General features: G+C 47.8%; 30 protein-coding genes and 1 pseudogene. 22 read left to right on the top strand and 9 right to left on the bottom strand.

All coding sequences use genetic code 11. The annotated features are described in order from the left end of the window. Positions 1 to 103, bottom strand: a pseudogene (locus BZG25_RS15915) (IS110 family transposase); the annotation flags it as partial. Positions 104 to 191: 88 nt separating this feature from the next. On the opposite strand from BZG25_RS15915, the gene BZG25_RS13290 reads away from it, so the two are divergent. The 7 genes from BZG25_RS13290 to BZG25_RS13260 all read left to right on the top strand — a co-directional run bounded on the left by BZG25_RS13290 (position 192) and on the right by BZG25_RS13260 (position 6496). Beyond that, positions 192 to 932 (top strand): hypothetical protein, encoded by a 741-nt coding sequence (locus BZG25_RS13290; protein WP_077639261.1) that lies wholly within the window; start codon positions 192 to 194, stop codon positions 930 to 932. Positions 933 to 1012: 80 nt separating this feature from the next. After that, positions 1013 to 1525 carry a methylated-DNA--[protein]-cysteine S-methyltransferase gene (locus tag BZG25_RS13285; protein ID WP_077639260.1) on the top strand — a complete coding sequence of 171 codons (513 nt, stop codon included), beginning with the start codon at positions 1013 to 1015 and terminating at the stop codon, positions 1523 to 1525. A gap of 17 nt (positions 1526 to 1542) precedes the next feature. After that, positions 1543 to 1761 carry a DUF6500 family protein gene (locus tag BZG25_RS13280; RefSeq protein WP_077639259.1) on the top strand — a complete coding sequence of 73 codons (219 nt, stop codon included), beginning with the start codon at positions 1543 to 1545 and terminating at the stop codon, positions 1759 to 1761. 175 nt (positions 1762 to 1936) lie between these two features. Further along, a complete protein-coding gene (gene yegD / locus BZG25_RS13275; RefSeq protein WP_077639258.1) occupies positions 1937 to 3289 on the top strand; it encodes a molecular chaperone in 1353 nt (450 codons plus the stop codon). Positions 3290 to 3583: 294 nt separating this feature from the next. Continuing rightward, positions 3584 to 4969, top strand: a complete 1386-nt coding sequence (locus tag BZG25_RS13270; protein ID WP_077639257.1) for a DUF3137 domain-containing protein — start codon at positions 3584 to 3586, stop codon at positions 4967 to 4969. A 7-nt stretch (positions 4970 to 4976) separates the two neighbouring features. Further along, positions 4977 to 5549, top strand: coding sequence for a LemA family protein (locus tag BZG25_RS13265; protein ID WP_077639256.1), 573 nt, complete (start codon positions 4977 to 4979; stop codon positions 5547 to 5549). A gap of 74 nt (positions 5550 to 5623) precedes the next feature. Beyond that, entirely contained in the window at positions 5624 to 6496 is an 873-nt protein-coding gene (locus BZG25_RS13260; protein ID WP_046073031.1) for an AraC family transcriptional regulator, read from the top strand. Here the strand turns inward: BZG25_RS13260 and BZG25_RS13255 are convergent. The 5 genes from BZG25_RS13255 to BZG25_RS13235 form a co-directional block, all read right to left on the bottom strand. Further along, on the bottom strand, positions 6458 to 7051 hold the full coding sequence (locus BZG25_RS13255) for a LysE family translocator (RefSeq protein WP_046073032.1): 594 nt from the start codon (positions 7049 to 7051) through the stop codon (positions 6458 to 6460). The two genes, BZG25_RS13260 and BZG25_RS13255, sit on opposite strands and share 39 nt — an antisense overlap. Positions 7052 to 7251: 200 nt before the next feature. After that, positions 7252 to 9033 (bottom strand): bifunctional diguanylate cyclase/phosphodiesterase, encoded by a 1782-nt coding sequence (locus tag BZG25_RS13250; RefSeq protein WP_077639255.1) that lies wholly within the window; start codon positions 9031 to 9033, stop codon positions 7252 to 7254. 2 nt (positions 9034 to 9035) lie between these two features. Further along, entirely contained in the window at positions 9036 to 9413 is a 378-nt protein-coding gene (locus BZG25_RS13245; RefSeq protein WP_077579016.1) for a hypothetical protein, read from the bottom strand. A 22-nt stretch (positions 9414 to 9435) separates the two neighbouring features. Next, positions 9436 to 10815, bottom strand: coding sequence for an ATPase domain-containing protein (locus tag BZG25_RS13240; protein ID WP_077639254.1), 1380 nt, complete (start codon positions 10813 to 10815; stop codon positions 9436 to 9438). 259 nt (positions 10816 to 11074) lie between these two features. Continuing rightward, complete coding sequence (locus BZG25_RS13235; protein WP_077639253.1) at positions 11075 to 11458, bottom strand: hypothetical protein; 384 nt, start codon at positions 11456 to 11458, stop codon at positions 11075 to 11077. A gap of 239 nt (positions 11459 to 11697) precedes the next feature. Between BZG25_RS13235 and BZG25_RS13230 the strand changes: the two genes are divergently transcribed. The 15 genes from BZG25_RS13230 (at position 11698) to betA (ending at position 23404) form a co-directional block, all read left to right on the top strand. Further along, entirely contained in the window at positions 11698 to 12462 is a 765-nt protein-coding gene (locus tag BZG25_RS13230) for an N-acetyltransferase (protein WP_077639252.1), read from the top strand. A 21-nt stretch (positions 12463 to 12483) separates the two neighbouring features. Continuing rightward, positions 12484 to 12981: a peptide deformylase gene (gene def / locus BZG25_RS13225; RefSeq protein ID WP_046073037.1), complete on the top strand. Its 498-nt coding sequence runs from the start codon at positions 12484 to 12486 to the stop codon at positions 12979 to 12981. A gap of 36 nt (positions 12982 to 13017) precedes the next feature. Beyond that, positions 13018 to 13596: a DJ-1/PfpI family protein gene (locus BZG25_RS13220; protein WP_077639251.1), complete on the top strand. Its 579-nt coding sequence runs from the start codon at positions 13018 to 13020 to the stop codon at positions 13594 to 13596. 69 nt (positions 13597 to 13665) lie between these two features. After that, on the top strand, positions 13666 to 14208 hold the full coding sequence (locus tag BZG25_RS13215) for a GNAT family N-acetyltransferase (protein ID WP_077639250.1): 543 nt from the start codon (positions 13666 to 13668) through the stop codon (positions 14206 to 14208). Between the two features lie 74 nt (positions 14209 to 14282). Then, positions 14283 to 16367 (top strand): M13 family metallopeptidase, encoded by a 2085-nt coding sequence (locus BZG25_RS13210; protein ID WP_198535232.1) that lies wholly within the window; start codon positions 14283 to 14285, stop codon positions 16365 to 16367. 80 nt (positions 16368 to 16447) lie between these two features. Then, entirely contained in the window at positions 16448 to 16990 is a 543-nt protein-coding gene (rimJ, locus tag BZG25_RS13205; protein WP_077639249.1) for a ribosomal protein S5-alanine N-acetyltransferase, read from the top strand. Positions 16991 to 17153: 163 nt separating this feature from the next. Continuing rightward, complete coding sequence (locus BZG25_RS13200) at positions 17154 to 17369, top strand: DUF4177 domain-containing protein (RefSeq protein WP_021022754.1); 216 nt, start codon at positions 17154 to 17156, stop codon at positions 17367 to 17369. Then, positions 17369 to 17593, top strand: a complete 225-nt coding sequence (gene yidD, locus BZG25_RS13195) for a membrane protein insertion efficiency factor YidD (protein ID WP_077639248.1) — start codon at positions 17369 to 17371, stop codon at positions 17591 to 17593. The genes BZG25_RS13200 and yidD overlap by 1 nt, the downstream gene beginning before the upstream one ends. Next, positions 17593 to 17985: a hypothetical protein gene (locus BZG25_RS13190; protein ID WP_046073042.1), complete on the top strand. Its 393-nt coding sequence runs from the start codon at positions 17593 to 17595 to the stop codon at positions 17983 to 17985. The genes yidD and BZG25_RS13190 overlap by 1 nt, the downstream gene beginning before the upstream one ends. A gap of 108 nt (positions 17986 to 18093) precedes the next feature. Continuing rightward, on the top strand, positions 18094 to 18621 hold the full coding sequence (locus BZG25_RS13185) for a nucleotidyltransferase family protein (protein WP_077639247.1): 528 nt from the start codon (positions 18094 to 18096) through the stop codon (positions 18619 to 18621). An 88-nt stretch (positions 18622 to 18709) separates the two neighbouring features. Continuing rightward, entirely contained in the window at positions 18710 to 19126 is a 417-nt protein-coding gene (locus BZG25_RS13180; protein ID WP_077639246.1) for a GNAT family N-acetyltransferase, read from the top strand. 237 nt (positions 19127 to 19363) lie between these two features. Then, the gene (locus BZG25_RS13175) at positions 19364 to 20206 is read left to right on the top strand and encodes a delta-class carbonic anhydrase (RefSeq protein ID WP_077639245.1); all 843 of its coding nucleotides are present in this window, start codon (positions 19364 to 19366) and stop codon (positions 20204 to 20206) included. 12 nt (positions 20207 to 20218) lie between these two features. Next, positions 20219 to 20671 carry a GNAT family N-acetyltransferase gene (locus BZG25_RS13170; protein WP_077639244.1) on the top strand — a complete coding sequence of 151 codons (453 nt, stop codon included), beginning with the start codon at positions 20219 to 20221 and terminating at the stop codon, positions 20669 to 20671. A 197-nt stretch (positions 20672 to 20868) separates the two neighbouring features. Further along, positions 20869 to 21603, top strand: a complete 735-nt coding sequence (locus BZG25_RS13165) for a FadR/GntR family transcriptional regulator (RefSeq protein ID WP_077639243.1) — start codon at positions 20869 to 20871, stop codon at positions 21601 to 21603. A gap of 109 nt (positions 21604 to 21712) precedes the next feature. Beyond that, positions 21713 to 23404 (top strand): choline dehydrogenase, encoded by a 1692-nt coding sequence (gene betA / locus BZG25_RS13160; RefSeq protein WP_077639242.1) that lies wholly within the window; start codon positions 21713 to 21715, stop codon positions 23402 to 23404. A gap of 47 nt (positions 23405 to 23451) precedes the next feature. On the opposite strand, the gene nrtS is transcribed toward betA, so the two are convergent. From nrtS to BZG25_RS13145, 3 genes are read right to left on the bottom strand one after another with little or no spacing between them, the layout of a single operon-like run. Continuing rightward, complete coding sequence (gene nrtS / locus BZG25_RS13155) at positions 23452 to 23673, bottom strand: nitrate/nitrite transporter NrtS (protein WP_077639241.1); 222 nt, start codon at positions 23671 to 23673, stop codon at positions 23452 to 23454. Further along, positions 23670 to 24587 carry an HD-GYP domain-containing protein gene (locus BZG25_RS13150; protein WP_077639240.1) on the bottom strand — a complete coding sequence of 306 codons (918 nt, stop codon included), beginning with the start codon at positions 24585 to 24587 and terminating at the stop codon, positions 23670 to 23672. The genes nrtS and BZG25_RS13150 overlap by 4 nt, the downstream gene beginning before the upstream one ends. A 41-nt stretch (positions 24588 to 24628) precedes the next feature. Beyond that, positions 24629 to 26587: an ATP-binding protein gene (locus BZG25_RS13145; RefSeq protein ID WP_077639239.1), complete on the bottom strand. Its 1959-nt coding sequence runs from the start codon at positions 26585 to 26587 to the stop codon at positions 24629 to 24631. Position 26588 lies beyond the last annotated feature (1 nt).

The following is a 26588-nucleotide window of genomic DNA, read 5'->3' as shown; positions in this document are numbered from 1 at the left end:
GTGAAACAGATTTATGGAGAATGACTTTTCCGTGGTCATCCACCGCGTGAAGAGAAAAGTGGTGCTTGGCGAGATCAACGCCACAAAAGAATTGAGTAGGCATGGTTACCTCCGGTATTAAAGGCCGCACCTAAGTGTGGCAGATTCTCAAGAGGGGGAATCCATGTCATTCGTTATGTTCTAGGAGTAAATTGTTGATTTATTTGTGTGCTATTTTTGTTTTGGCTTTGTCTATACCAGTATCACTGTATATGAGCCAATTTGGGCTGGGGTTGTGGGATGATCATACAAAATGGGCTGAAATGGGAAGCTTTTTCGGTGGTGTTTTGGGACCAGTAGTTACTATTATTTCTGTTGGCTTTTTATATGTTCAACTGAAAGCTCATCAAAAACAACAGCAATATACATTCAATACATTGAAACTACAGAAAATTGAATCAGATATTTCATTTTTTGCATCTGTAGTTAAGTCGGAACTTGAGCGTGAAATAGAAACGATGGATAGTAAAACCCTACAGAGTGTTTTAAGTCATCATGCTGCAGAATTTTGCTCTGTTCATACCTATTATCAAGGTGCTGAAGATCCGAACTTGATCGTCAAAGAATTTGGTCGACGTTCGTTTGACTTTCTTATCTGCTATGAAAGTCTATTTGCTTCTTGGTCTGCAATAAATGCCCATCTACATTCTCTAAAGACTATTGATGACTCTTTAGGTATGGATAACTATAAATCACAACGTGCGCGAGTCTTTACTACATTGGATAGCTATATTTGCTCTCATTTAGATACTATCGTAATGACCTTAGAGCAAGATTTTAAGCCTCACTTCCGGCCGTCATTTGAAGAGTCTCGTGAAAAGTACAAACATCAATTGAGAAACGAACATAAAAAAGCATTTAAGAGTGACTTTGGACTTGATCCGTTTTACTAGACACTGAGCAAAGGTTATCAAAAGTAGGTTATTGTTCATTCTTACGTATTTAATGGATGAATCATTTATAAGAGAACACAATGAACACAATAAATATCCAGTACTATAAACATCCTTATGCCGAATTTGTCCTTGGCTCTTATCAAGGTAAGCTTTGCTTGTGTGACTTCCGATATCGTAAGATGAGAAGTGTCGTTGATGAGCGCATTAAACGAATTCTTAACGCTGAGTTTGTAGAAAAAAGCGATGATGTTTTAGCCGCTACTCGCGTTCAGCTCGAGGAATATTTTTTGGGTGAGCGAAAAACTTTCGACCTGCCTTTACTCTTGGCGGGTACCGATTTTCAACAGTCGGTATGGAATGCATTAAGCAACATTCAATACGGTGACAGGGCGACGTACCAAGAGCTGGCAGTATCGATTGGTAATGAAGCCGCAGTGCGCGCGGTTGGCAATGCTAATGGCGCAAATGCGTTGGCGATCATCATTCCTTGTCATAGGGTTATCGGCACCCAAGGGGAGCTCATTGGCTATGGTGGCGGTTTGTCACTGAAAAAGCGCCTTTTAGAACTAGAGCAGAACTTATTCATTTAAGGATAGAGTAGGGGCGTATGAGAGCGGAGCTGAGAGCGAAAATCCTGGCGGTATGTGATCAAAAAATCAAAGCGAAAGGTGAGAATGTCGGTGTGTCATTTTATGCGTTCTTCAAAAATAAAAATGACGATCCAGAGCAGTTGATGGAAGCTGCAACATGGTGGATACAGACCCATCAGTTAGATCATTTTGTTAAGGCACGAGTCATCAAAGAGATGGTGAAAAATAATTTATGACGACTGCAAAAATCATGGCCTGTTTTGCCGACAAGGTGTAATTCAGGTTCACAAGGATGGCACTGGGTAGCGGGGCACTGGTCGAGATAGTCGTGCTGGCTTTGGCGAACTGATGTTAGAAATCCCGCGACGGTTGAGGTAGCATTGCCGACTTTTTCAGCGGTGAGAGGCATTTATGTATATCGGCTTTGACTATGGTACAGCCAATTGTTCGGTGGCAAAGATTGAAAATGGTCAGCCGACGCTGTTACGCCTAGAAGGGGATAGCACGTTTATTCCTTCCTCCCTTGCCGCACCTACGCGCGAATCGGTGTCTGAGTATCTATTTCGTCACCGTGGTATCAAGCCGCTAGATACGATTGGCGAGCAGATGTTGCGCCGCGCGATCCATGTAAACCGAGAGGAAAGCATTGAACTTGAGGCGGAGGACATGGCGTTTGGTCAAGCGGCGCTCGATCGCTATCTCGATGATCCGCGCGATATGTACTACGTGAAATCCCCTAAATCTTTCCTTGGCGCATCAGGTTTACGTGATGCCCAACTGCGCTTTTTTGAAGATCTCGTATGCGCAATGATGGATAACATCAAAACCCAAGCCGAACACCAAACCCAACAGAGTATTACTGATGCAGTGATCGGTCGGCCGATCAATTTTCAAGGCCGTGGAGGCGAGACGGCAAACCGCCAAGCCGAAGGTATTTTGCTCAATGCGGCTAAGCGGGCGGGTTTTAAACAGATTGAATTTCAGTTTGAGCCGGTCGCGGCTGGCCTGGACTATGAAGCGACACTGAGCGAAGACCAAATTGTTCTGGTGGTCGATATCGGTGGGGGAACCACAGACTGTTCGTTGATTGAGATGGGGCCATCATGGCGCGGTAGTCGCGATCGTAGTGCAAGTTTATTAGCGCACAAAGGCCAGCGTATTGGTGGCAATGACCTAGATATTGCGCTGGCATTCAAACAAATGATGTTCCCGTTTGGGATGGGCAGCAAGATGGAATCTGGCATTGAGATGCCGATTACGCAGTTTTCCAACCCCATCGCGATTAACAACGTGCAAGCACAAAACGATTTCTATGCGTTTGAAAATTTGGCGGTGCTCAAAGGGCTGCACAAGCAAGCGCAAGAGCCACATAAACTGGCCCGTTTGCTTGAGGTCTATCACGAGTCGCTGGGTTACAACATTGTCCGTCGTGCGGAAGAGGCAAAGATTGCGTTGTCGGATCAAGCCGCTTACCGAGCGGGTATTAAGCTGTTCTCCGAGCGCGTGGACGTTGATGTATCGCGCGATGACATGATTGATGCGATTGAAGCGCCCAAACGTAAGATGACCGCCTTAGTTCACGATGTGGTCGCGCAGGCCGATGTAAAGCCTGACGTGATTTTTATGACAGGCGGCTCGGCACGCTCGCCCTTCTTGCGGGAAGCTGTACAAGCAGAGCTGCCGCACATTCCTGTGGTGAGTGGCGACTACTTTGGCTCAGTCACCGCAGGCTTAGCGCGTTGGGCGGAAGTTTGCTTCAAGTAACTGTGCTTTAATGCGCCAGCTTAGCTCTTGTCGGTTGCTCACTAATACATACTGCATTGGTTAGATGTGTTGTGACATCCTTTTCCCTCTACGGATGTGATTGCTCTCGGGTATCAGATCCGTGCCCGTATTGACATGCGACCAGTACGCTAATTTCTCGTGATCTTTCTCCAAAGTGTTGCACGCTTTAGCAGGCAGTCAGTTGCTTCATGGCTAGAAACGATATTAACTACAGCCTGCTCAAATCTAATCGGCATATATGATGGTCACGTTAGTCGTCCAAGAGGAAATCGGATGCGCCACAATAGGAAAGTTTCGGAGAATATCAAAGAGCTCGAAGCAGAGCTAAACGCTGCTAAGAGCCAGGAAGACTTAGTTACATTTATTCGTAAGGTAGAAAGTCACCCTGGACCGCTTGATTATGATGATCGGCCCATTCGTGTTTTTCTCGGTGCCTGGGTATTGCTGCTTATCTATACGATATTTTTATTCGGGGCGCCCGCTCCTTTTAAGTTAGTCTTTGACCTTCCATATATTGACGATGTTTTGCAGACTGTCGTTTTCTATAGCTCTGCATGGGTGCCTGCCACTATTAATTGTTATTTGGCTAAGCGTCTGGATAAGTGGACTTGTAAAGAGTTCGGGCTCGATAAACTGTTGCCTAACCCTGATCATCGCTTTGCTTTTGCCTTTTTAGCCACCTTCATTTCTATGAGCATTTCATCGAAATTACAAACCGCCTATTGGAACTTCATGTCTTTTATTGGTTCCTCGTTTTCCTCTTACCGAACCAGTGGCGAACTTGTTGGCTTCTTTTTATTCTGTGCTGGGGTTATCTTATTTTACTGGTTCTTTTTAAGAAGGCGGCCGAACTGGCGTCGTTATATGTCAGAGCATATTATGTCTATGGGCACGTTGTTAGATAATAACTTAAAAGATCTCAGAAGAGCTTGCGGTATCCGTTATGAGCAAGTGGCTTCTCAATTTGCAGAGTTTGACCGAGGTAACGATTATCGCGGCCTAGACAGCTTGTACCAAGGACATTACAAAGGGGAGGTACACGAGTTTGATTATCAAGTTTATCGCTTTGTGTATGTGATTAGAAAGTCAGAGACGCGCAACGATTCTAGTGGTAATACTACCTCTCGGGACGCTCGCTGCTCTTACTACCGCTATGGTTTGTTAGTACCATTTCCTTTTGCTGAGGACGTGACTATTAGCGGTGACGGTGCAGTTTCAGGTGGAGGTGGAGAATACAAAACGGCTTCTCCGGCTTTTAACCGTCAGTTTATAATTAACGCTAACGATGAATTGAGTGCAGCTCGGTTTTTGTCGCCCGCAATGGTTGAGACATTGAGTGATCTCAACGATATAGTCGAAAAGCCTGTGTTGGCTGTGAGTAATGATAACGAGCTTTGTCTGGCTTTTGACGATGGCGACATTCTTAAAACGGAGTGGCAATACGACCTAGAAAACCCCGGGGCATTTGCTGATGAAATCACCGCCCATGCTAACCTTGAAAAACTGAATAGCCTGTTAGCGATCATTCACGAGACAATGAAACTAACGGACAGCAACTTTAGTGGTGAAACGGCCCATTTTTTCCCAGATTACAATGTAAGAGAAGTGTCGTTTGACGATCTTGATGAAATAGAAAAGCTAACAACAATGGTAAGGTAAATGATAAATGGGTACCATTATACTCCTAATACTATTCACATTAATCCTACTAGCTATTTGGGCTATTAGGATTAACAACACTATTATCAGTAATTATAATGGGGTTGAACGAGCGTGGGCGTCGGTGCTGACTCAGGAGCGACAGAAGAATAAAATTATTCCCTATGTGGAACAGTTGGTAGAAGACTACAAACTACATGAGACTTCTTTGTTTACTGAGATTACGAAGTTGCGAACATCACTCGATCAGCTTTCTGACGCTCAAGTAGATACCGAGCTTTTAGAGGAGGCCGAAAAGCAGACCAGTAATTTTTTATCAGGGTTACGCGTAACGGTCGAGGCATATCCGGAGCTGAAGGCCTCTGATGCATATTTAAAATTGATGGATGAGATTTCAGAGCAGCAAGAACAAGTGGGTGCGGCACTTCGTATTTTTAATCAAAATGTGGAAAGCTTTAATACAAGTATTCAAGTCTTTCCCAACTCTTTGGTAAACAAGTGGGTGAATAACAAGCAGGCTATTACGGTATTTTATGATAGCGAGGCCTCAGCAGGGTTTGAATATAAGCCTAACTTTTGACGGCTCGTGTCTTTTTGTTCTCTTGGCTGTATGGTTAAGGCACAATCAGGGATTATTTGATCAGGACGTTATCCATGGAGCAAAACGCGCGTATCGGGCCACCAGATCAACCGCTTTTTTGGCGTGATGGGCGTATGCCATATGTTGAGCTTCGTGTGGTCCAGGATGGTCGTAAAGTGTGTTATGCGCCGCATAGCCATGTTGAGTGGTCAATGGGTGCGATCATTAATGGGGAAAGCACATTTGCCTACCGTGATGACGCATATCGGGTGAATGCTGGCACCTTGGTGTTGATGAACCCACATTGGGTCCATGCATGCAATCCAATTGATAATCAACCCTGGGCATACACGATGCTCTATGTGGATAAAGATTGGTTAACGCAGCTGCGCTATGAGGCGGGTCTGCTTGAAGCTCCGCTTTGGCAAGACATAATGACAGCCACAATTAAAGACGAGAAATGGTATGTCGGCTATTGCGACATGGCGGCATGCTTACTCGACAGCACGCGAACGCTGCTTGAAAAACAATCAATTTTGGTAGAATTTCTCACCAACATCATGACCTTGTTTTCCGGTCAGCTCAATCTATCTCGAGAAACACCAGCCCCTTTGCAAAAGGTAGCGGATTATCTGAGGGCTCAGGCTTGTGAGGATGTATCACTCGATAGCCTGTGTAATTTGGCCGGATATAGCCCTGGCCACCTTATCCGGTCTTTTAAAAAGCAGTTTGGTCTGACCCCACACGCTTACCTACTTAATTGCCGAGTTCAGCAGGGTCAGAGAGCACTAAAACGAGGTGAATCAATCGCAGATACTGCGGTTGATGTGGGTTTTTCGGATCAATCACACTTTCAGCGGACATTTAAAAAGCTATTGGCTGCGACGCCAAATCAATATCGACGGTCACTAGTCCATCACGATAAAGACACAGCTAGCAGCAATTAAAATGGATAGTGTTCGGTTGAGGGCGACGATCACTTTCGGTTGACGGGTGTATCTTCGCAGTGTGGCGCCAGCGTAAACCCAACAGCCCAGAGAAAGCCAACATATCGGCATATACAGTGAGGCAAAAATAACCAGTTCGATAAGGTTTTCGCTGTTGGTATACGCGCTAATACCAGACACCGAGGCGAGCCAGGCTTTTGGGTTAAGCCACTGCATAGCGGCGCCAGTCATAAAACTGGGTGCTTCCGGAGCCTCATCTGTGCCTAGCTCTCCGCTATCCAAGAATAATCGAAGACTTAGATAGAGTAAGAATAGGATACCTGCCCAGCTCAATAATTGTTTAAAGCCAGAAAAAACAGAGAGAAATGAGTATAGGCCAAGCCCTATAGCGAGAAATAAGGAAATGAATCCCAGTGTTGCGCCAGTTGCAAAGACTAAGCCTTTCGGTAGGGAGTAGCGCGTACCGCTACTCAAACAAACCAAGTTCACGGGGCCTGGAGAGATAGAAGCCGCGAGCGCAAATGCCATCATGGGTACAACTAAAATATCTGCCATTGTTACAGTCCTTTGGGTATAAACATCGCCCAAAAGTGTGTAGCAAAACGGGCTGGTAGGTATTGAACAAAATTGCTTTCCTATCATTAATACACGTTAAACCAATGGCGGATGTGATCGCTCCCTAAACCTAAAAAGGCTTGCTGAGGCGTTGTTATTGAGAGCGTGCTGATTTTCAAGAGCCGTTGCTGTTGTTTCAACTAAGACATTTGGCTTTGCCGTTGTTCTATTGGCTTAACGTTGGTTTGTTGTTGTAGCCACGCTATTAGCTGCTCTTCCGGCATGGGCTTGGCGTAATAAAAGCCTTGGGCAATGTTAACGCCTAACTTTTTCAAATAATTGGCTTGATCCGCGGTTTCGACACCTTCGGCAACGGTTTGTAGTTTGAATGTTTTGGCCAGCCAAATAATGCTTTCAGTGATCGCGATATCATTTTCGCTGGTTAAGATGCTGTTGATGAATGAGCGATCGATTTTAAGCGTAGAAATTGGCAACGTGTGCAGGTAACTCAACGAGGAGTAGCCCGTACCAAAGTCGTCGACAGCAATACTGAGGCCACGCTTACGTAGTTGGCTGAGTTTCTCAAGGTTCTTTGATTTAGAATGAAAGAACACGCCTTCTGTGATTTCTAGCTCTAAGTTGGGAGGAGGGATGTGATTCTTCTTTAAAATATCATCAATAAAGCTAACAAAGTCATCCTCTTCCACATCGCATGCCGTCACATTAACCGCCACGCGCTCAATGCATAATGCCTGCTCTTGCCAGCGTGCCATGGTTTCACATGCCTGAATGATCACCCATCTGTCAATTTGTGTAATGAGCCCCGTTTTCTCTGCTATTGGAATAAAGTCACCCGGTGAGACGAGGTTACCATTCGGTAACCGCCATCGCACCAAGGCCTCGACACTGATCACTTTACCCGTTGCAAAGTCTATTTGCGGTTGGTACCAAAGCTCAAATTGTTGTTTGGTGATGGCTTGTCGCAGCAATGTCTCAGTCCGAATATAGCGCAGCGCATCCTGTTGAAGTCGCTTTGAATAGAAGTGAGGGGTGTTGGGAGCCTTAGTGTTGATTGCGTTAATAGCTGCATCCAGTATACGGCGAGTATTGACAGCATCATCGGGGTAATGACTCACGCCGATAGCGATATCAAGATGAATCAGATCATGCTCAATGCTAACAGGGACACTAATGGCACTGATCAGTTGTTGGCAGACAGATAAAGTGTGATTCAAGCTGTTTTGGCCGGGTGGGTTAACCAAGCACCAAGTATCCGTCGTGAGGCGAAAGAGCTTATCGTTATCGGTAATCGCGCTGACGGTTCGTTGAGAGCATATCACCGCCGCTTGATCGAGCCCGGAATGGCCGAATGACTTAAAAACCTGATCGAGATTAATGGAAAAAACAATCACGTAAACAGGTTGATTTAATACTGACGCCGAGAGGATGGTGTCGGTGACATGCTCTATACACCGCTGCTCGTTGGGGAGACCGGTCACCCTGTCATGGGTAGCAAGATAATAAAGCTTATCGCGTTGGCTAATAGCTAAAAAACGTGCTCTAAGCAGCATCACAACGCGTTCCATAAACTCTACTTTATCAACGGGCATGGTAATAAATTCATCCACCAGTGCCAGGTAAGGGCGAAGTTTGTGTTTGAGGTCGCGCTTAGAGAGCATGAGCATCACAGGTAAAAGTGTGGGCTCGCATCGGGTCTTTTTGTCTTGCAATGCGTCTTTATACTGCTCGAGAGAGGGGATATCGATGATCGCAAGGTCAAACTCGATATTGTCTATATCACTTGGATTTTCATAAATTCGGAAGTCGCTGCTCAGTTGTTCGCGCAGTAGTGCCAAGTTGTTGGGGTTATGGATAGCCAATAAAACGTTGGCACCCTGAATACGCTGTAATCCATCGTCTTTGCGTTCTGCTTTTTGCTCGGGGTTTACCATTATTGGTAAGGTTCTAACCGTACTGGTCATCGTTACTCCTCACCCGTGAAACCAGCAACGAGCTGCATCAAGGCCTTTTTGGCGACGGGTTTTTGCATGATACTAACTGCGCCATATTGGGAGGCTTGGCTGGCACTTGTCAGCATTTTCTGTGGTGAGAGAACAATAAACGCGGTGTTCATCTGTTGTAGCTTTTCGCATAATCGCCACACGTTGGCGCCAAATCCGCTGGTGTCGACCAGGGCAAGCTTTTTACCGCCAATCGCCGCTGCAGCTTGCATATCGGCTTCGCTATTCAAAGGTCGACAATGATAACCAGCCTCTTCAAGAGAGTCGGCCAACACTTTTCGGTTACCCGATGATTTCACGCACAAAAAAACCGTTAATGACGCCGCGTTTTTATTCGTCACCTCGCTTACCTCTTGTTCAAATTCAAACAGCTACGGCTTGCACTTTATCGGGGCCGATCAGGTACTGATGAGGCTTGCGATCAAAATCACTCAATCGTTTCTTCATCACCGAAATCTGTGAATGCGCGGTATCGTCCGCATAGTAAGACAGGGAAATAATCGTATCCGACAAGTAGCTGATGCCTTTTTCAGAAATGCTGTCTTCGCCGTAAAGCGCAAATGTCTCGTTCACCAGGATCACCGAGACATTGATTCTCGATAAACCTTTTGCGAGGGCATGCAAACGGTTTTGAATCGATTCCTCGCGCAAGGTCAGTTTAAAACCGGCTGTGCTATCAAGCACCACCAGGCGAGTGTTATTTTGAACAACATCCTTGTACACCTTGGCTGCAAACTCATCGGCTAAATATTGCAAAGGCTCGATCTGTTCGATGGTTAAACATCCTGCCTCCGCTTGGTGTTGCAGTGTGATGTTGAGTTGTCGTGCCCGGTGAAGGTATGAGGAGATTTCTTCCTCGAATAGGTAGATATTTACGTGACCTAGACTATGGCTATATTGCTCGGCAATACAGCTGCTTAAGGTCGACTTTCCAATGCCAGATGGGCCGGTGATCATCGTCACTGTCCCCATCTCTAGTCCACCGCCAAGCAGATTGTCGATAGATGCAATGCCCGTCGAGATGGGTTCAAATCGTCCTGGTACCAGTTCTTCGTTAGGAGGAAGTGGCCGTGGGAACACTTCAACCCCGTGAGCGCCATTGCGCATCTGATGACAGCCCTTCAAAAAATCAGACCCACGGAATTTTTCTACACAGAGTTCTTGCCCCATCGGGGTTTGACTCAGTGAGATCACGCCATCGGATAAAAAGCGTAAGTCGTCATCGGGCGAGGAGTCACTGTGTTCTGACGTGAACAAAACGATGGCGCCACGTTCGGTGAGATAGTGGATAAACGACAGTACCTCTTTACGATACTGAAAAACATCTGCGGTGAGAAAGCGCAAGTGGGTAAAGGAGTCGACAAAGACTCGAGTCGGTTTGAGTGTTTCCACCGTTTCGACGATGGCCGTGGTGACAGGCTCATGCTCTACGTCGTTGGAGGCGAATATGTCATAAGATTCGTTCTCCTTAAAAAACGTTTCGTCTGGCGCCAAGCTAAGAAAGGTGATGTTCGCAATGTCAATGCCAATCGCTGTCGCGTTGGTTTTGAGCTGATCCTCTGCCTCTTGAAAGCCGATAAACAAACTATCGCCTTCTCGTGACGCCGTAGAGAGAAACTGTAAGCCTGTGGTTGTTTTACCTAAACCTGGCCCACCTCTCACCAATACCGCCGTTGAGGGGAGGAAGCCGCCATTCAAGACTTGATCCAGTCCAGGAATCCCTGAGGAGACTCTCTCTTTCATGTTGCTTCCCCCTATTATGCTTATTCGTATTAGGCCTAGCCTACCCAAAAGCACCTATAAAGATGCTTTTTAGGCATTACCGTCTAAAAAGGTAGTAGAGGTAAGAGCCACTGTCATGGCGGCTGTAAGAAAAAGCAGCATTCACGCCTCAAAACGCCTAGAATGCAGTACGCTGTGCGTTTGCTGCCGCAACACCTGTGGTGCAATGGAGAATCATCATTAATAGGAACCCATCTTCGCGAACACTTCCGTATTTTTATTAGAAATCATGCACCAAGGTAGGGGTATTGGCGCGAAATAGCTTGGTCAGAACAGATTTATATTGCCAACCGAGTGTGAGCAATCGCCTCGCCAGGCAAAGGTTTTGGATGGTGGCGACTTCAATGCCGCGGTAGTGATGCGGATGCGCTTGAATATAGTCGATAAACGCCGTCAGTACCCCTTGGCCGCGAACGCTGGGGGCAAATTGTAGCGAAACAATCGATAATCGCTGACTACCGATCGGACAGTGAACCAGACAATAGCCGAGTGGGTGCTTGATAGCGGTGGAGAGCTCTGGAAAAGCGCGCGTTTGGTGACGTTGGGCTAATTGGTCATAGCCGTGGCATAGGTGGTTAAGCAGTTGCCGAGCGTTATCATCCATCGGTGTGCCTCTGGAGAGGTCGAAACGTAGCCACCATATTAGGGACTTTATTTTTTCGAAAAACAGAAAGGTCCAAGCCACGTATTTGCCTCTTTTACTCGCGTTTTACAGAGATAAAAAGCAAGCTTGGCGATTAGGCTGCCATAAAATTGATGGCTTTGTGACCAAGGTGGAGTCATCACCTATGCGGTTACGGTAGGTTAAAGGTATACCATCAATACACCTGTGTGGAGGTGAATATGGCCTACCTAACCTTAACCCCAGAAACCTTGGATGATGCGCATATCTGCTGTGCGTTCTCGGATAAAAAATGCCAAGCCAGCTATCAGGCGAAAAAGCAGTGGCTAAAGCAGGAGCATCAGCACGGATACCGTTTTCGCCGTTTGGATGAACGCGCCAAAGTTTTCATCGAATATGGCCCAGCAGAGACCGCTTGGCAGCCCATACAAGCGGATGGTTATCTGGCATTGGGTTGCTTTTGGGTCTCTGGGAAATACAAAGGGCATGGACACGGCAAGCAACTGTTAGCTGACGCCATTGAAGCGGCTAAGCAGCAAAACAAGCAAGGCCTAGTCGCCGTGGTCGGTAAAAAGAAATACCACTTTATGAGCGATACAAAATGGTTAAAAGGCCAAGGCTTCAACGTGGCTGATGAGGCCCCTAATGGCTTTGTGCTGTTGTATTATCCGTTGCATGACACGGCTGAAATACCGCATTTTCGGGCATCTGTTCATACCGCCAAGGTATCAACCGAAGGGTGTGTGGCGTATTACTCCCATCGTTGTCCTTATGCGGAATACCATGTGCTGAACTCGTTACAACAGAGCTGTGCGCAGCGCGGTATCCCGCTTGAAGTGCATCATTTAGAGACATTGAGCCAAGCACAAGCATGTCCTTCACCGGCCACCATTTTCAGTTTGTATTATCAGGGCGAGTTTATCACTACCGATATCAGTGCCTGTATGGAGAGCCGCTTTGATAAGTTTATTCCTCATCATCCTTAACCTGTGAAATAGATAGCCCGTATGTTAGAAATCATTACCGCGCCAGACCCAAGGCTGGCCATAAAAGCAGAGCCAGTCTCGGATATTACCGCCGTACAGACGTTAATTGATGATATGCTTGAGACGTTATATGCCACTGACAACGGTATTGGATTGGCTGCCACGCAAGTGGGTCGTAAAGAGGCGATTGTCGTCATCGATATTTCTGAACGCCGGGATGACCCTTTAGTGCTCATTAACCCGGTGGTTGTATCTGGCGTTGACAAAGCCATGGGTCAGGAGGGTTGTTTATCCGTGCCCGGCTATTATGCAGATGTCGAGCGATACTCGTCTGTTGTGGTGTCGGCCCTTGATCGCAATGGTCAATCGATCACGATAGAGCGCGATGATTTTCTTGCCATTGTTATGCAGCATGAAATCGACCACTTATCTGGAAACCTTTTTATCGATTATCTCTCGCCATTAAAACGACAAATGGCCTTAAAAAAGGTGAAGAAGTACTTAAAACAGAGCGCTTAGTAGAATCTTCAACTTACATGGATGTAAGAGCAAACGATGAATATTGGTATTTATGTGTATGAGCACGCAGAGGTGCTTGATTTTGCTGGCCCCTTTGAGGTGTTTAGCACCGCAAAACGTTTGGGAGCGGACAGTTGGCAGGTTGGACTGGTTGCTGAACAAGACACACCTTTTCTAGCGCGCGGCGGCTTGCGTGTCGTGCCGGATTATCATCTCGCCAATCATCCCACGCTGGATGTGCTGCTGGTTGTCGGCGGCGTTCACCATGAGCAAGTTACTAACCCGTCGGTGATCGATTGGGTGAAGCAACAAGATGCGATCACTCAATGCACGGCCTCTGTCTGTACGGGGGCGTTCATACTCGCAGAGGCCGGATTACTCGATGGTCGAAAGGTGATCACGCATTGGGAAGATATGGACGACCTCAGCCGTGCTTATCCGCCATTAAGCGTGGTATCAGGTAAGCGCTGGGTGAGGGATGGAAAATATCTCACCTCCGCAGGTATTTCTGCGGGCATTGATATGAGTTTGCAGCTGGTGGCTGATCTGCACAGCGAAGATTTAGCCTTGCGCGTTGCCAAGCAAATGGATTACCACTGGCAGCGAAACGAGTAGTATGCAGTTTGGATAAGGTACGTAGCGCGATAATAATCACTGTATGCGCTGATAGAATAGGAATTGAGCATGTTCCCAGCCACATGGCGCTCTAAGCGTTTGTGTTTTAGTCCGTTTGATTATTGCGATGCAAAACGTGTCAAAGCGATGTTTGAGCAAAATCAGCATCTGCAATATCAAGATCCCACGTTTAAACCTTGGTCATTATCCACCTACCAATCATTGATTGCCGACAGTGCGGAGAAAAAAGCGCCTGATGTGGAAGAGGCGTTTTATCTTCGTCGTATTCAGACCCATGACGGTAAAGATATCGGCTATTTGCAAATCTCGCTCAATGCACCTGACACACAGAGTGTTTGGCTGCCCATGCTCACTATTTCTCCAAGATATCAAAAACATGGCTATGGCAGCGAAGCGGTTGCGAGCGTGATTGAAACCGTGCAAGCTTATGGGGACTATCGACGCATGGGGGTGAATGTTTATGCCGAAAACATTCGCGCGTTTCGATTCTGGTATCAGCAAGGGTTTTGTCGTATTACCCATTTTGAACCCGAGCAAGACGAGGGGCGTGATTATCACTGTGTGGTGCTCTATCGAGACCTTATGTCGTGAACAGCGCATGTCTTTTCGGGAATCGACAAGATTACGTCGCTTAAGCCATGTTATGGAAGGAATTAGGTAAACGAATGATGAAAAATAAACCAGTCAATCGAGTGCGATTAAAACGCGCCGCGATGGGTGTCGCGCTTGCACTAGGTGTAATGAGCTTGGTGCCTGGCCAGGTGTACGCTGCTGACACCACACACGCTGAAGTGCAGCGCGAATCAGGTCTGTATCTACAAGACTTTGATCGTTCGGTTCGCCCGCAAGATAACTTGTTTCGTCACGTCAATGGCACTTGGTACGACCAAACCCAAATCCCCAATGATATGTCCAGCTATGGTGCGTTCCGTATCTTGGCTGAAGACAATGAAAAGCGCTTGAAAGGGATCATTGATGAGCTGGTGGCGCGTGATGATCTCAAGCCTGGCTCCAACGAGCAAAAGCTGCGTGATTTTTATCTTAGCTATATGGACCAAGATAAAATTGATGCCTTGGGGGTGACGCCAATCAAACCTGAGCTCGATCGTATTGCCGCGATTTCCTCGAAGCCTGCGCTGATTTATGCGATGGCCGATTTGCGACAAGTTGGCGTTGGGATCCCGTTTAGTTTTTATGCGTGGGCCGATGCGAAAAATCCGGACTATAACGCCCTGTATCTGAGCCAAAGCGGGTTGGGGTTGCCGGATAGAGACTATTATTTCCGCGACACCGAGGATGCTGAGCGTATTCGCACCGCTTATAAACGCTATCTCGAAGACATGCTGCGCTTAGCCGGCTACGATCAGACCAAGCAACGCGCTGCCCGTATTTATCAGTTAGAAAAAACGCTGGCAGAACACCACTGGACACGCGCTAAACGCCGTGACGCGCAAGCCACCTACAACAAAATGCCCATTGAGGCGCTCAACCAGTTGATGGGTGAGTTTGATTATGCACGCTTTGCCAAACGCGCGGGTATCGACAAAGCCGATGAGATTGTGGTGCGCATGCCGTCTTATTTTGAGGCGCTAGGGCAGGTGTTTGAGCAAACCAGCCTGCAAGCGTGGCAAGATTATCTCACCATTCGTACCCTCAATGCGTTTGCACCGCGTCTAAATCATGAGTTGGTTGAACGTCAATTTGCGTTCTATTCCAAAACCCTCAACGGTATTCCTGAGCAGCGTGACCGCTGGAAGCGCGGCGTGCAAGCCACTGAAGGGGTATTGGGTGAAGCGCTTGGCCAAGAATATGTCGCCCGCTACTTCCCACCGCAAGCCAAAGCACGTATGGAAACCATGATTGATAACCTGCGTGCTGCGTTTAAGGACTCGATTGAATCGTTAACCTGGATGAGTGATGAAACCAAAGCGAAAGCGTTGGATAAGCTGAGTAAATTCACGCCCAAAATCGGCTACCCAGAGAAATGGGAAGATTACAGCGCGCTGACCATCAACGCCGATGACTTGATTGGCAATAGCAAACGTGCCGCACGCTGGGGCTATCAAGATATGCTGTCGCGGATTGGTGCGCCGGTTGATCGCAAAGAGTGGGGCATGACCCCGCAAACGGTCAACGCCTATTACAGCCCAACCGCCAACGAGATTGTGTTCCCCGCCGGGATCTTACAACCGCCGTTTTTTGACATGAATGCGGATGACGCCGTGAACTATGGCGGTATCGGTGCAGTGATTGGTCATGAAATGGGACACGGTTTTGATGATCAGGGCTCGCGTTATGATGGGGATGGTAACCTTGCAAATTGGTGGACAGATGAGGATCGGGCGCGCTTTGATGCTCGCACCCAAAAGCTGGCTGAGCAATTTAGCCAGTTTGAACCATTGCCGGGCTTGTTCATTGACGGCAAAGTGTCCTTGGGTGAGAACATTGGTGATTTAGTCGGTTTGACTACCGCCTTCCGCGCCTATCAAAAATCGTTGCACGGTGAACCGTCTCCTGTGATGGACGGGTATACCGGCGAGCAGCGATTCTTCCTCAGCTGGGGGCAGATATGGAAAATGAAAATGCGTGAAGATGCGCTGCGTGAGCGCGTGTCACTGGGCCCGCATGCGCCACCAAAGTATCGAGTGCTGGGTGCGCCGCGTAATGTGCCTGCGTTCTATGAAGCCTTTGATATTAAAGAAGGGGATGGCATGTATTTACCCGAAGATCAGCGGGTGAATATCTGGTAGTCTCTGATGCCGCCTCCAAGGCGGCATTTTTTATAGAATTTAGTACTGTCCGTCGCGCCAATCGATGCAAGGAGGCCCAAGTGCTAAGCACGCCAAGGACGAGATTAGTTTTACTTCCCCCAGAAAAAGCCGACCTGATGGCGCAGTTTTATCAGCGAAATCGTGCTCACCTTTCCCCATGGGAGCCCATACGTCCTGCCGCATTTTACCGCGAAGACTATTGGCAGCGCGCGCTGCAAGAGGCGAAAGACTTGTTTCAACAGCAGCAAGCCTTCAAGTTTGTGATTTTGCATCATGAACGGGACGATGTGATAGGGGTGTGCAATTTCACCAACGTGATTCACGGCGCCTTTCAAGCGTGTCTGTTAGGTTATGCCGCTGACAAGCATTATCAAGGCCAGGGCTACATGCACGAAGCCATCCAAGCAGGCATCCGTTTTGTGTTTGAGCAGGTTGGGTTGCACCGTGTGATGGCCAACTATATTCCCGGTAATACGCGCAGTGAGCGGCTACTTACCAAGCTGGGGTTTGAGCGCGAAGGCTATGCTCGCCGTTACCTCAAAATCAACGGCCGTTGGCAAGACCATGTGCTAACTGCGAAACGTAATTCTTTGCTTGAATAGCAAGACAATGAGTAATTCGCGTGAACTGGCTTCAAAAAAATACACCTTTAATAATAAGTTTTTGAACAAACAAAAAAATTCTTACAAAATGTGCCGGTTTTTTGGCAGGGGTGTTCAACGATGACCACACCTGGTTATGTTGTTGTGAGTTTGAGGATAAAAGATGAGTAAGTTTACCGAGTATAAAGTCGTTCATATTGTTGAAGGTGGCTGCGGCACCTTGCTACTGGGCTCAAGTGGATTACCGTTGCAACGCTTAGAAGCAGAGCTAAACCAGTATGCACAAGACGGCTGGCAGGTTGTTTTTCAAGTTATTGAAAAGAAACGTTATATGCTATTCTGGCAACGTGAAGCGGTGATTGTGACTTTGGGTCGCTAATGCTCAAGTATTTGTCGCTCTCTTTGATCCACCGCTATCAAGCAAAAGGTGGATCAAAGAAACTGTTTAATATTGAGTGTAACTTCGAGCCGACGTGCTCGGAGTATACACGCCAAGCCATCGAAAAATACGGCGCAATCCGTGGCTGGCAACTTGGTTTGGCGCGCATTCGCCGCTGCAATAACCCCAATGCGCTAGAAAAAATTTACGATGAGGTGCCTTAATGCGTTTTACCCAACCAATAGAAGCGCTAGAAGCACAAGAGGTCGAACTTAAGCAACAGGTAAATGGCTTAACTCAAAGCCAGAAAAAACGCTTTTTTGCCGAGCAATCAAGACAGCTTAAAGATCCCGATACTTACGCGGCGCTGAATTGGGGATTCTTAGGGGGGATACATCATCTTTACTTGCGAAAGTATGGGTTGTTTGTCGTAGAATGTACGCTGTTGGTCATCGCCATTATCGGCTTAGTACTGAATCAGCCTTATTTTGGTTTGATTTTGGCGGGTTTAGTGCTATTTGAATTACCACAGCTGTTTTTTGCCCAGAAGATTGCCAGGCAGTACAACTACCATGTATCACGTGAAATATTTGAAGACATCCGCCGCGGTGGTTAACCCATGAAGCGTCGTCGGATCCGTAAACGTCATCAGCACCAGTTCTTTTTATGCCAGAAGACATACCGACGCGCCTTGATTGACTTGATTGAGGCAGATCCTGTTAGGATGCGTGCACTTCGCTGTGTTCAAGCCTTAAACCTCCCTCAGTGTTATATTGCCGCTGGATTTATCCGCAATTTGGTGTGGGATGCGCTTCACAAGTACTCGTCGAGTACACTTAACGATATTGATGTTGTCTTCTATGATCCTGAAGATACCAGTACAGAACGCGAACAATATTTAGAGCAGCTACTGCAAAAGACCATGCCAGAAATGACTTGGCAGGTACGTAACCAGGCGCGAATGCACGAGAAACACCAAGATCCTCCTTATGCAAGTACACTGGATGCGATGCGCTTTTGGCCAGAGAAAGAAACCGCGATTGCTGTTCGCCTTGATATGAACCAACGCTGCGAAGTCATCGCTGCCTTTGGGGTTCAATCTTTGTTTGAATTGAAGCTTAGCCATAATCCTGCCCGCCCATGGCAAGTGTTTCAGCAGCGCCTTGATGATAAACAATGGTTAACGCATTGGCCCAAACTTACAGTCACTACTCAGTGTTCTGTGGCTGCGAAGCCAATAGAGCGCGAGTAAGCGCCAATAGGGTGCGCATGGGCACAGATTGTCCCTACTACACAGGGCATAATATGCCGTGTGTTGAACAGTATGGATAGCTAAGCCAATGAAATACCGCATGGATGCGAGCCCGAGTGACGACGATGTCGCTGCCATTCAACAGCAGCTACAGCAAAGCAACGCCCCTTTTTTGGCTGGCCTTCCTGAAGGCTCTCTTGCCGGCTATGCTTACAATGATAACGATGAACGCATCGGCGGGGTTGTGGCGAATACATGGGGGCAATGGCTATTGATTAAATACCTTTGGGTCGATGACGCCTTCCGTCATCGCCACGTGGGGAGCCATTTATTGAGTAATTTGGAAGAGTACGCCAAGGATATGGGCTGTAAAATGGCGTTCGTTGATACGTTAAGCTTTCAAGCCAAACCCTTCTACGAAAAGCATGGCTATCAATGCCAGATGACATTAGATGATTACCCCCTCAACCATTCTCTGCACTTTATGACCAAACCGCTTAGTTGATTGACGCACTGAGTTAATCTTGGCTTTAGAAGCCAAGAGGGGCGGATTTATTCGTCGTCAAAGGCGCAGCGGCCTCTCACCGTTACTCGCAAGTCTATGGTTGTCTGCATTTTTCAGTGATAGCGATTCCAAAATCGTTCTCTAACCTGACCGTTACACACTTTTTTACGAGAGAGATCAATATACTAGCGTTCAGTGCGAATAGACTCGCGGGTTTTGACTGATATAAAAAGGCCTATGAAAACGTTACTTTCTCTTGCCTCCTTGTCGCTAGGCATACTCGTTACCTCTACATCATTAGCAGCGTCCGATACGAGCGACGAAATCACCAAACAGCGTAATGCGCTTGCGCACGCGACTCAAGATAAAGGGTTTGGCCCCCAATCGCCGCGTGATATTGATGCCATTCACGGTACCAACCCGCAGCAATTTAGCTATGCACCGCCAGCGCAATCGATGAATCTCTGTAATATCCACTTCCATAAAAATGCAGAGCACAAAGGTGGGGAGTTCACGCGTTTCGCAGGGGCTGGGGACGGTTACGGCTATCACAGTGGCTACCTGTATTCAGGTGCTTTATCGGACAGTGAACGCGCGTCTTACGACCAGCCCGTCTGTGCAAGCCAGCATCAATCTGTCAGCGTTGGGGACACGCTGGAGCTGCATTACGTCTACAGTTCCGCCTCTGTGGCGCCTGGACCAACACTTGGCGCGTGCCTGAGTGAGGCGACCCATAACCCGCAGTTACGTGTTGAGGCACAAGTGTTGGTTGTGGTTAATGATCGCAATGCGAGTGACTTTGCTCAGCTTGCTAAAGTGGCTCAACGTAAAGGGCGTTACCAAGCGATCAATTTACCAGAAGATAGCGGTAACCCCGTCACTTACTTAGGCTCAACCACAGGACCAGGCTATAACCAAAAAGGCTCTCCTTTCCAAGTCACATGGCGTGTCCGTCCACACGTCAAGAAAGTTGATATTGCTAGTGTGCAGCGCTGGTGCCACGCGAATGTATTTGATGAGCATCATGCCCACGGTGTAAGGAATCTCGTGATCAACCCTGCACTGCTGTCAGGCCGATAATCAGGAGGAACCATGGTATCGACTTCCGAGACGTCACTTCGTTTACGTCGTATGCGACCAGCGGACACAGATGTCGTGCTTGATATCTGGTTAAACGCGTCATTAACCGCGCATGACTTTATCAGCGAGGACTTTTGGTACCAACAGCGCGAGGCGATGCGATCAGCCTATTTACCGATGGCGGAAGTATGGGTCGCTGAGCGAGAAGGGCTTATTGAGGGTTTTTATGCGCTTCATGACCATACATTAGCGGCGATTTTTGTGTCACCTAACAAGCAGGGACAAGGTGTGGGCAGTCAGTTGTTGATGCATGCTAAACAACAAAAAACCGTCATTGATTTGACCGTTTACCAGAAAAACAAGGTCAGTTATGCCTTTTATCAGCGTCATGGATTTGTGGTCGACCGCGAGCAAACCGATCCCCATACGGGTGAACGAGAGTGGCGAATGGTTTACCAAAGTTAGTTGCCGTTTATATCATGTAAAAATCCCGCTTCGGTGAAAACCAAGCGGGATTTTTTGTTTTTATCAATTATATCAACACCATACTGGTATTTCCGATGATATTTAATGGTCGTGCCAAAAGAAGAGTCGCTAGAGGGTATTTGACTTTATAATGCAAAAATTGCTAGTTTGGTACTACCAAAAGCGAAGAGGTAACCATGACGACATCCACCAGTAGCCTGTTTCATCCGGTCCAAATGGGCCGGGCGAGTGAAGATGTAGCATTGCAAATCGAGTCGGCGATTTTGTCTGAGGCGTTAAAGCCGGGGGATAAATTGCCCAGTGAGCGTGAACTGCAGCAACAATTTGGTACTGGCCGTGGTGTGGTACGAGAAGCCATTCAGTCACTCAAGCAAAAAGGCTTGATTGAAATCCGTAAAGGCCAAAAAGGTGGTGCGGTAGTACGTCAGGTTGATGTGCATAACATTAGTGAATCACTGGCGCTTTTTCTCAAGCAAAGCCATGTACAAGCAGACAAGGTGGCGGAGTTTCGTGAAACCGTTGATCAAAGCCTGGTGTTGCTCGCCATTAGCCGTGGTACCGACTCGCAAAAACAACAGCTCAGTGAAAGCGTCACAGAGCTTGCGGCACTCGCCGCTGAAAAGCCCCCGGATTTGGATCGCTTAGGAGAGCTCGATCGCGCACTGAACCTGCTGATTGCTGCGATGTCAGGCAACCCGATTTTTGAATGGGTGATGCATGCTATCCAGCAAGGGTTTAGTTCGCACGATTACGCCCTTTATCAGGCGGCAAAATATCGTCGCCAAACCGTGGAAAACTGGCAACAGACCGTTAACCACATTATCGCTGCCGAGCCGTTTAAGGCGCAGGCAACGATTAGCCACCACTATCGGTTGCTACAACAATGCATTGATGAACAAACATCAAGCTAATTATAAAAATTTCAAAAAGGAAACCTCTACACAATCATACCCATTACCTGTGTTGCGACTGTTCCGGGCTAATGCCCTGCACACGGGAAGGACAAAATTTGGAGGTTTTATGGGACAGCAACAAAATTACGACTATATCATTGTCGGTGCAGGCTCGGCAGGCTGTGTTCTGGCGAACCGCCTAAGTGCTAACCCAGATAACAACGTATTGCTACTCGAGGCAGGGCGGCCAGACTATCGGTTGGATTTTCGCATCCATATGCCTGCCGCATTAACTTATTTGCTTACCGATAGCACTTACAACTGGCTGTATGAATCTGAGCCCGAGCCAAATATGCACAATCGTCGTATTGCACAGCCTCGCGGTAAAGTGCTTGGTGGTAGTAGTAGCATTAATGGCATGATTTATATTCGCGGCAACGCGTTGGATTATGAAAAGTGGGCCAACGAACATGGACTTAAAACGTGGGATTATGCCCATTGTTTACCGTATTTCCGTAAATGCGAAACACGTTTGGCCGGTCAAAATGATTATCACGGTAATAATGGCCCGCTGGCCATCACCACCGCGAACTGTGATAACCCTTTGTTCAGTGCTTTTTTTGATGCGACGCAGCAAGCGGGTTATCCGTTGACGGACGATGTGAACGGTTACCAGCAAGAAGGCTTTGGTATTTTCGATCAAAATATCTATCGAGGTCGTCGCCACAGCGCGGCTCGGGCGTACTTACACCCGGTGATGAACCGTAAGAACCTTACGGTGATCACCGGCGCGACAACAGACAAAGTGCTGTTCGAAAACAAAACCGCGATGGGTGTGGAATACCGTAAATGGGGACGGACGAAAACCGCGTATGGCGCCGAAATCATCATCTGTGGTGGTGCAATCAACTCACCGAAGCTATTGCAGCTTTCAGGCATTGGCGATGAGACCATGTTGAAGAATTTGGGTGTTAAGCCTGTTCATCATTTGCCTGGGGTGGGAGAGAACTTGCAAGACCATCTTGAACTCTACGTGCAGTATGAATGTAAAGAACCGGTCAGCATGTATCCCGCGCTTAAGTTCCACAATCAACCGAAAATTGGTTTTGATTGGCTATTCCGTCGTAAAGGCGCGGCGGCCACCAACCACTTTGAAGCGGGTGGCTTTGTGCGAGGTAATGATGAGGTGGCGTATCCGAACTTGCAGTTCCACTTTTTGCCACTGGCGATCCGTTATGATGGCTCGGCACCGAACAAAGGACATGGTTTCCAGTTGCATGTCGGGCCAATGAATACCGATGTGCGTGGCCATGTTAAAATTCGCAGCACGAACCCGGATGAGAAGCCAGAGATCTTCTTTAACTATCTCTCCACGCCACAAGAGCGTAAAGAGTGGGTCGAAGCGATACGCGTGTCGCGAGATATTATCGCCCAGCCGGCCTTTGATCATCTACGTGGCAAAGAACTCTCGCCCGGGAGCGCGGCGCAAACAGATCAGGAGATCCTCGATTTTGTGGCACGCGAAGGGGAAAGTGCTTATCACCCAAGCTGTACCTGTAAAATGGGCTTGGCGAGCGACGAAACGGCGGTGGTCGATGAGTCACTCAAGGTACATGGCGTCAATAACCTGCGTGTGGTCGATGCCTCTGTGTTCCCCGCGATCACCAATGGCAACTTGTACGCGCCGACGATTATGGTGGCGGAAAAAGCAGCGGACATGATCATGGGGCACACGCTTTCACCAGCGAAAGATGCGGAATACTACCGCTACCTGCCTGACCATACTCCGGCACCGGAAAAAGACGCGGCGCTTGTCTAACTGCCCGTGTACGCGTTAACGACAAGAGCCAGTCTTGTACTGGCTCTTTATTGTTTTTGTTTGTCTAGCTGATGTTTAGCAGCACTATAGCTGGCAACGCAATAAGGCACTAAATAGTTGAGCAGTGCGTGACCTATACGCAAGTCTGCCTCGCCCCAAATAGCCTCCCCCTGATTAATAACATTGAGTACAGTGCCGACCACTAATGCGATTTTGAGTGAATTAATGGCTACGCTGGGTTGAATTAACGTACTAAAGAGCCGTTTCATTTAACGGCACCCTCAGCACGTTCAAGCAGCGCCTGCGTGGGGATGGTGGAAATCGTCTGTTGGATAACGCGTTTAATCAGGCCCGTATCAGGTCTTCGTCGTTGTTGTGAGGCAGGAAGCTGGACACCGGTGGGCTCTAAATTGTATGTGTTGTCTATGATGACCAGTTTTGCTTGCTGTAAGCAAAGTGGGCAATGCAGAAGTTGCCCTGGCGCATCATCACGATAACGAGTGATCGTCGGGCCGCATGTCGGGCAGTGATGCAGGGGGATCCCTTCATCGGTATGCGCAATAATGGCGTCAAATTCGCCCGCTTTGGCTAGGTTAACAAACCGCTGACCGAGAGATGCGTCAAACTGACTACCAAGGTTTTCTTCAACAATACCAATGGCTTTTTGTTTGGGCATGGCTTGTCGGTAGGGCCGGTTACTGGTCATAGCATCAAAGGCATCACAAATCGCGATAAGCTTGGCCTCTGCAGGAATGGCATCACCGGATAATTTGTTGGGGTATCCTCGGCCATCGACACGTTCGTGGTGCAACCCGACGGCGTTGCGCACGATCGGCCCTAATGGATGGCCCTCCAAAATATATAGCCCCTCATTGGGGTGACTTTGAATGATGGCAAACTCGTCATCGGTCAGTTTATCCGTTTTCTTTAAGATGGCGTCAGGCACACTGACTTTACCTAAATCATGCAAAAAGCCACCTAAGGTCGCGATGGCGCGATCTTCTTTCGACCACCTTTCTGCTTGTGCGACCGCTGATGCAAACTGAGAAACCCGCCAAAGATGGCCGCCTGTGTAGGGATCTTTTGCCTCAACGGTCCACGCCAGTGTTAATAGGCTTTGGAACAAGCGCTGTGTTTGAACGCTATCCACATCAGAACGAAACCACTTTGTTAACCATTGCATCGTTTTATCCTTTGTTGTGCGTCTTTGTGAGTAGACAGGGACTACTCGGTAGAACTTTCAGTTTGTGGCGCGGATGTTTCTGTCAAAAACTTAGGCAGACTGAGCACCACGGTAACCCCCTGATTGATATTGGAATCGAAATGCAGTTTTCCTTGCAGTTTTTGGTGCACCAGATTGAAAACGAGATTGAGGCCGAGTCCCGACCCCCCTTTGCCGCGTGAACTGGTGTAGAAGGGCTCAAAAATACGTTGGTGAAGTTCGGGCGCAACCCCGACACCGTTATCGGTATAGCGGATTTCCACGATCTCACCTTTATCGGCAATACGAATGTGAATACGAGGATCATTAACCGTATCAAAGGCATGGCGGACACTGTTCATCACCAAGTTGGAAATAACCTGGGTAAGTACTCCGGGCAGGCTGCTCATAACAAGCTTAGCGTCGCCCTCGACGATAGGCACAACCGGTACTTTCTTGGTTTCGGGGCGCAAACTTCCCATTAAAGCTTCAAGTGTTTGCACGGGGCGGAATTGACTCCGATTTTCAGAGACTTGGTCGACCGCTGTTTGTTTGAAATCCCGAATTAATCGTGCGGCACGATTGAGGTTGTTTTCTAGCATATTCGTGCCATCCGTGACCTGTTTCATCACGGTGGCATACTGCTCACTGGTCAAGGTTTTTTGCTCGAATGCGCGGTTAAGTGTGGAAACCGCGTCTTTGATCACTGAATTAGCCGTTACCGCGATACCAAGGGGCGTGTTCACCTCGTGGGCAACGCCCGCTACCAAGCTACCCAACGCGGCGAGCTTTTCGGATTCTACCAGTTGATTTTGCGCGGCTTTAAGGTTTTCCATACTCTGCGCGAGATCCTGGGTTCGTGCTTCAACGGTCGCTTCTAAACTCTGGTTCAGTTGCTCGAGTTCCAACTGGGTCGTTTTAAGCTCGGTGATATCAATCGCGGTTCCGCGAAAGCCCGTGAAGCCGTGTTCGGTGAAATGTGCTATTCCTCGGAAAACAAAATAATAGGTGTGTTTGCCTAAGGTGATTTTTTCTTCACACATGGTGAAATCAGCGCAAGCATCCAGGTTATCTAAAAGTGATGCACAGTGATGCAAAGCAGGTAACGACTTCACTTTTGGACTGCTTTCAATCGGAATGGCAAGTGCTAACTGCATCGCCTCAGAACAAAACGTTAGTCGCTGCGTGGCATCAGTTTCCCAAAGCCAGTCAGAGGCTGCGCGGGTAAAATCGGTGAGCCGCTCCTGTTCTAGTGCGATATTTTGATATAGGTTGGTCATCCGCAAGGTGATTTTATTGGTTTCGTCCGCCAGCCAATCGAGTTCATCACTTTTTTCCATGATGAATTTACGATGTGTCAACAGCAATGGCTCGTGGATAGGATCGATAGGGTCAAAATGCGACAAGTGTTTGGCGATAGCAAATACACGTTGGCTGACGCTTTGGTGGAAAACCCATAAAATCAGCGAGCAGACAATCAGGGTTTTTATCCCGTTCAAAACGAGCGTAACGAGAAATTGCTGTAACAAGAGGTCATAGATTTTTTGCGCGTCAGATTCGACGCGTAAGGTGCCCAGATTAATGCGGCGATTGGTGTCGGGGTGGAAATAATTGAGCTCCGTCTGGCTGACCACATTACTGCTGGAAAGTGGTTTTCCTGCATCCAACACCACGCCATCAAACTCAATCGAGAGATAGTCGATATAGGGAAGGTTGACCAGGCCATCCAGTCGATTTTGCGCACTCACAAGGTCAAACACCCATAAAGACGACGCAATTAAGTCGGCGTGGACGTTTTGAATTTCCGCATGGCGGCGGTCAACATGGTCAAAGGCTTCCTCGTAATCCCATGATAGCTGTAGTAGCGTGGTTAATATGGTAAAAAAACCACTGAGTAGGACCATCAGCAGAATGATTCGGCGGCCAACAATACTAAAAAGTGGATGCTTGAGACCTTGTTCAAACCTTTCTAGCTTTTCCATT

Source organism: Salinivibrio sp. ML198, assembly GCF_001996015.1.
GTDB lineage: Bacteria > Pseudomonadota > Gammaproteobacteria > Enterobacterales > Vibrionaceae > Salinivibrio > Salinivibrio siamensis.
Note: the sequence above shows the minus strand (reverse complement) of the source record. Positions and strands in the feature narration are given on the sequence as shown.

Excerpts from the sequence above, each read along its gene's own strand:
- BZG25_RS13150 (WP_077639240.1), bottom strand. The coding sequence starts at position 24,587 with ATGCAATGGTTAACAAAGTGGTTTCGTTCTGATGTGGATAGCGTTCAA.
- BZG25_RS13270 (WP_077639257.1), top strand. The coding sequence starts at position 3,584 with ATGCGCCACAATAGGAAAGTTTCGGAGAATATCAAAGAGCTCGAAGCA.
- BZG25_RS13215 (WP_077639250.1), top strand. The coding sequence starts at position 13,666 with ATGTTCCCAGCCACATGGCGCTCTAAGCGTTTGTGTTTTAGTCCGTTT.
- BZG25_RS13260 (WP_046073031.1), top strand. The coding sequence starts at position 5,624 with ATGGAGCAAAACGCGCGTATCGGGCCACCAGATCAACCGCTTTTTTGG.
- betA (WP_077639242.1), top strand. The coding sequence starts at position 21,713 with ATGGGACAGCAACAAAATTACGACTATATCATTGTCGGTGCAGGCTCG.
- BZG25_RS13250 (WP_077639255.1), bottom strand. The coding sequence starts at position 9,033 with ATGACCAGTACGGTTAGAACCTTACCAATAATGGTAAACCCCGAGCAA.
- BZG25_RS13190 (WP_046073042.1), top strand. The coding sequence starts at position 17,593 with ATGCGTTTTACCCAACCAATAGAAGCGCTAGAAGCACAAGAGGTCGAA.
- BZG25_RS13200 (WP_021022754.1), top strand. The coding sequence starts at position 17,154 with ATGAGTAAGTTTACCGAGTATAAAGTCGTTCATATTGTTGAAGGTGGC.
- BZG25_RS13210 (WP_198535232.1), top strand. The coding sequence starts at position 14,283 with ATGATGAAAAATAAACCAGTCAATCGAGTGCGATTAAAACGCGCCGCG.
- yidD (WP_077639248.1), top strand. The coding sequence starts at position 17,369 with ATGCTCAAGTATTTGTCGCTCTCTTTGATCCACCGCTATCAAGCAAAA.
- BZG25_RS13255 (WP_046073032.1), bottom strand. The coding sequence starts at position 7,051 with ATGGCAGATATTTTAGTTGTACCCATGATGGCATTTGCGCTCGCGGCT.
- BZG25_RS13180 (WP_077639246.1), top strand. The coding sequence starts at position 18,710 with ATGAAATACCGCATGGATGCGAGCCCGAGTGACGACGATGTCGCTGCC.
- BZG25_RS13280 (WP_077639259.1), top strand. The coding sequence starts at position 1,543 with ATGAGAGCGGAGCTGAGAGCGAAAATCCTGGCGGTATGTGATCAAAAA.
- BZG25_RS13185 (WP_077639247.1), top strand. The coding sequence starts at position 18,094 with ATGCGTGCACTTCGCTGTGTTCAAGCCTTAAACCTCCCTCAGTGTTAT.
- yegD (WP_077639258.1), top strand. The coding sequence starts at position 1,937 with ATGTATATCGGCTTTGACTATGGTACAGCCAATTGTTCGGTGGCAAAG.
- BZG25_RS13170 (WP_077639244.1), top strand. The coding sequence starts at position 20,219 with ATGGTATCGACTTCCGAGACGTCACTTCGTTTACGTCGTATGCGACCA.
- BZG25_RS13220 (WP_077639251.1), top strand. The coding sequence starts at position 13,018 with ATGAATATTGGTATTTATGTGTATGAGCACGCAGAGGTGCTTGATTTT.
- BZG25_RS13235 (WP_077639253.1), bottom strand. The coding sequence starts at position 11,458 with ATGGATGATAACGCTCGGCAACTGCTTAACCACCTATGCCACGGCTAT.
- BZG25_RS13285 (WP_077639260.1), top strand. The coding sequence starts at position 1,013 with ATGAACACAATAAATATCCAGTACTATAAACATCCTTATGCCGAATTT.
- BZG25_RS13145 (WP_077639239.1), bottom strand. The coding sequence starts at position 26,587 with ATGGAAAAGCTAGAAAGGTTTGAACAAGGTCTCAAGCATCCACTTTTT.
- BZG25_RS13175 (WP_077639245.1), top strand. The coding sequence starts at position 19,364 with ATGAAAACGTTACTTTCTCTTGCCTCCTTGTCGCTAGGCATACTCGTT.
- BZG25_RS13240 (WP_077639254.1), bottom strand. The coding sequence starts at position 10,815 with ATGAAAGAGAGAGTCTCCTCAGGGATTCCTGGACTGGATCAAGTCTTG.
- nrtS (WP_077639241.1), bottom strand. The coding sequence starts at position 23,673 with ATGAAACGGCTCTTTAGTACGTTAATTCAACCCAGCGTAGCCATTAAT.
- BZG25_RS13265 (WP_077639256.1), top strand. The coding sequence starts at position 4,977 with ATGGGTACCATTATACTCCTAATACTATTCACATTAATCCTACTAGCT.
- def (WP_046073037.1), top strand. The coding sequence starts at position 12,484 with ATGTTAGAAATCATTACCGCGCCAGACCCAAGGCTGGCCATAAAAGCA.
- BZG25_RS13165 (WP_077639243.1), top strand. The coding sequence starts at position 20,869 with ATGACGACATCCACCAGTAGCCTGTTTCATCCGGTCCAAATGGGCCGG.
- BZG25_RS13230 (WP_077639252.1), top strand. The coding sequence starts at position 11,698 with ATGGCCTACCTAACCTTAACCCCAGAAACCTTGGATGATGCGCATATC.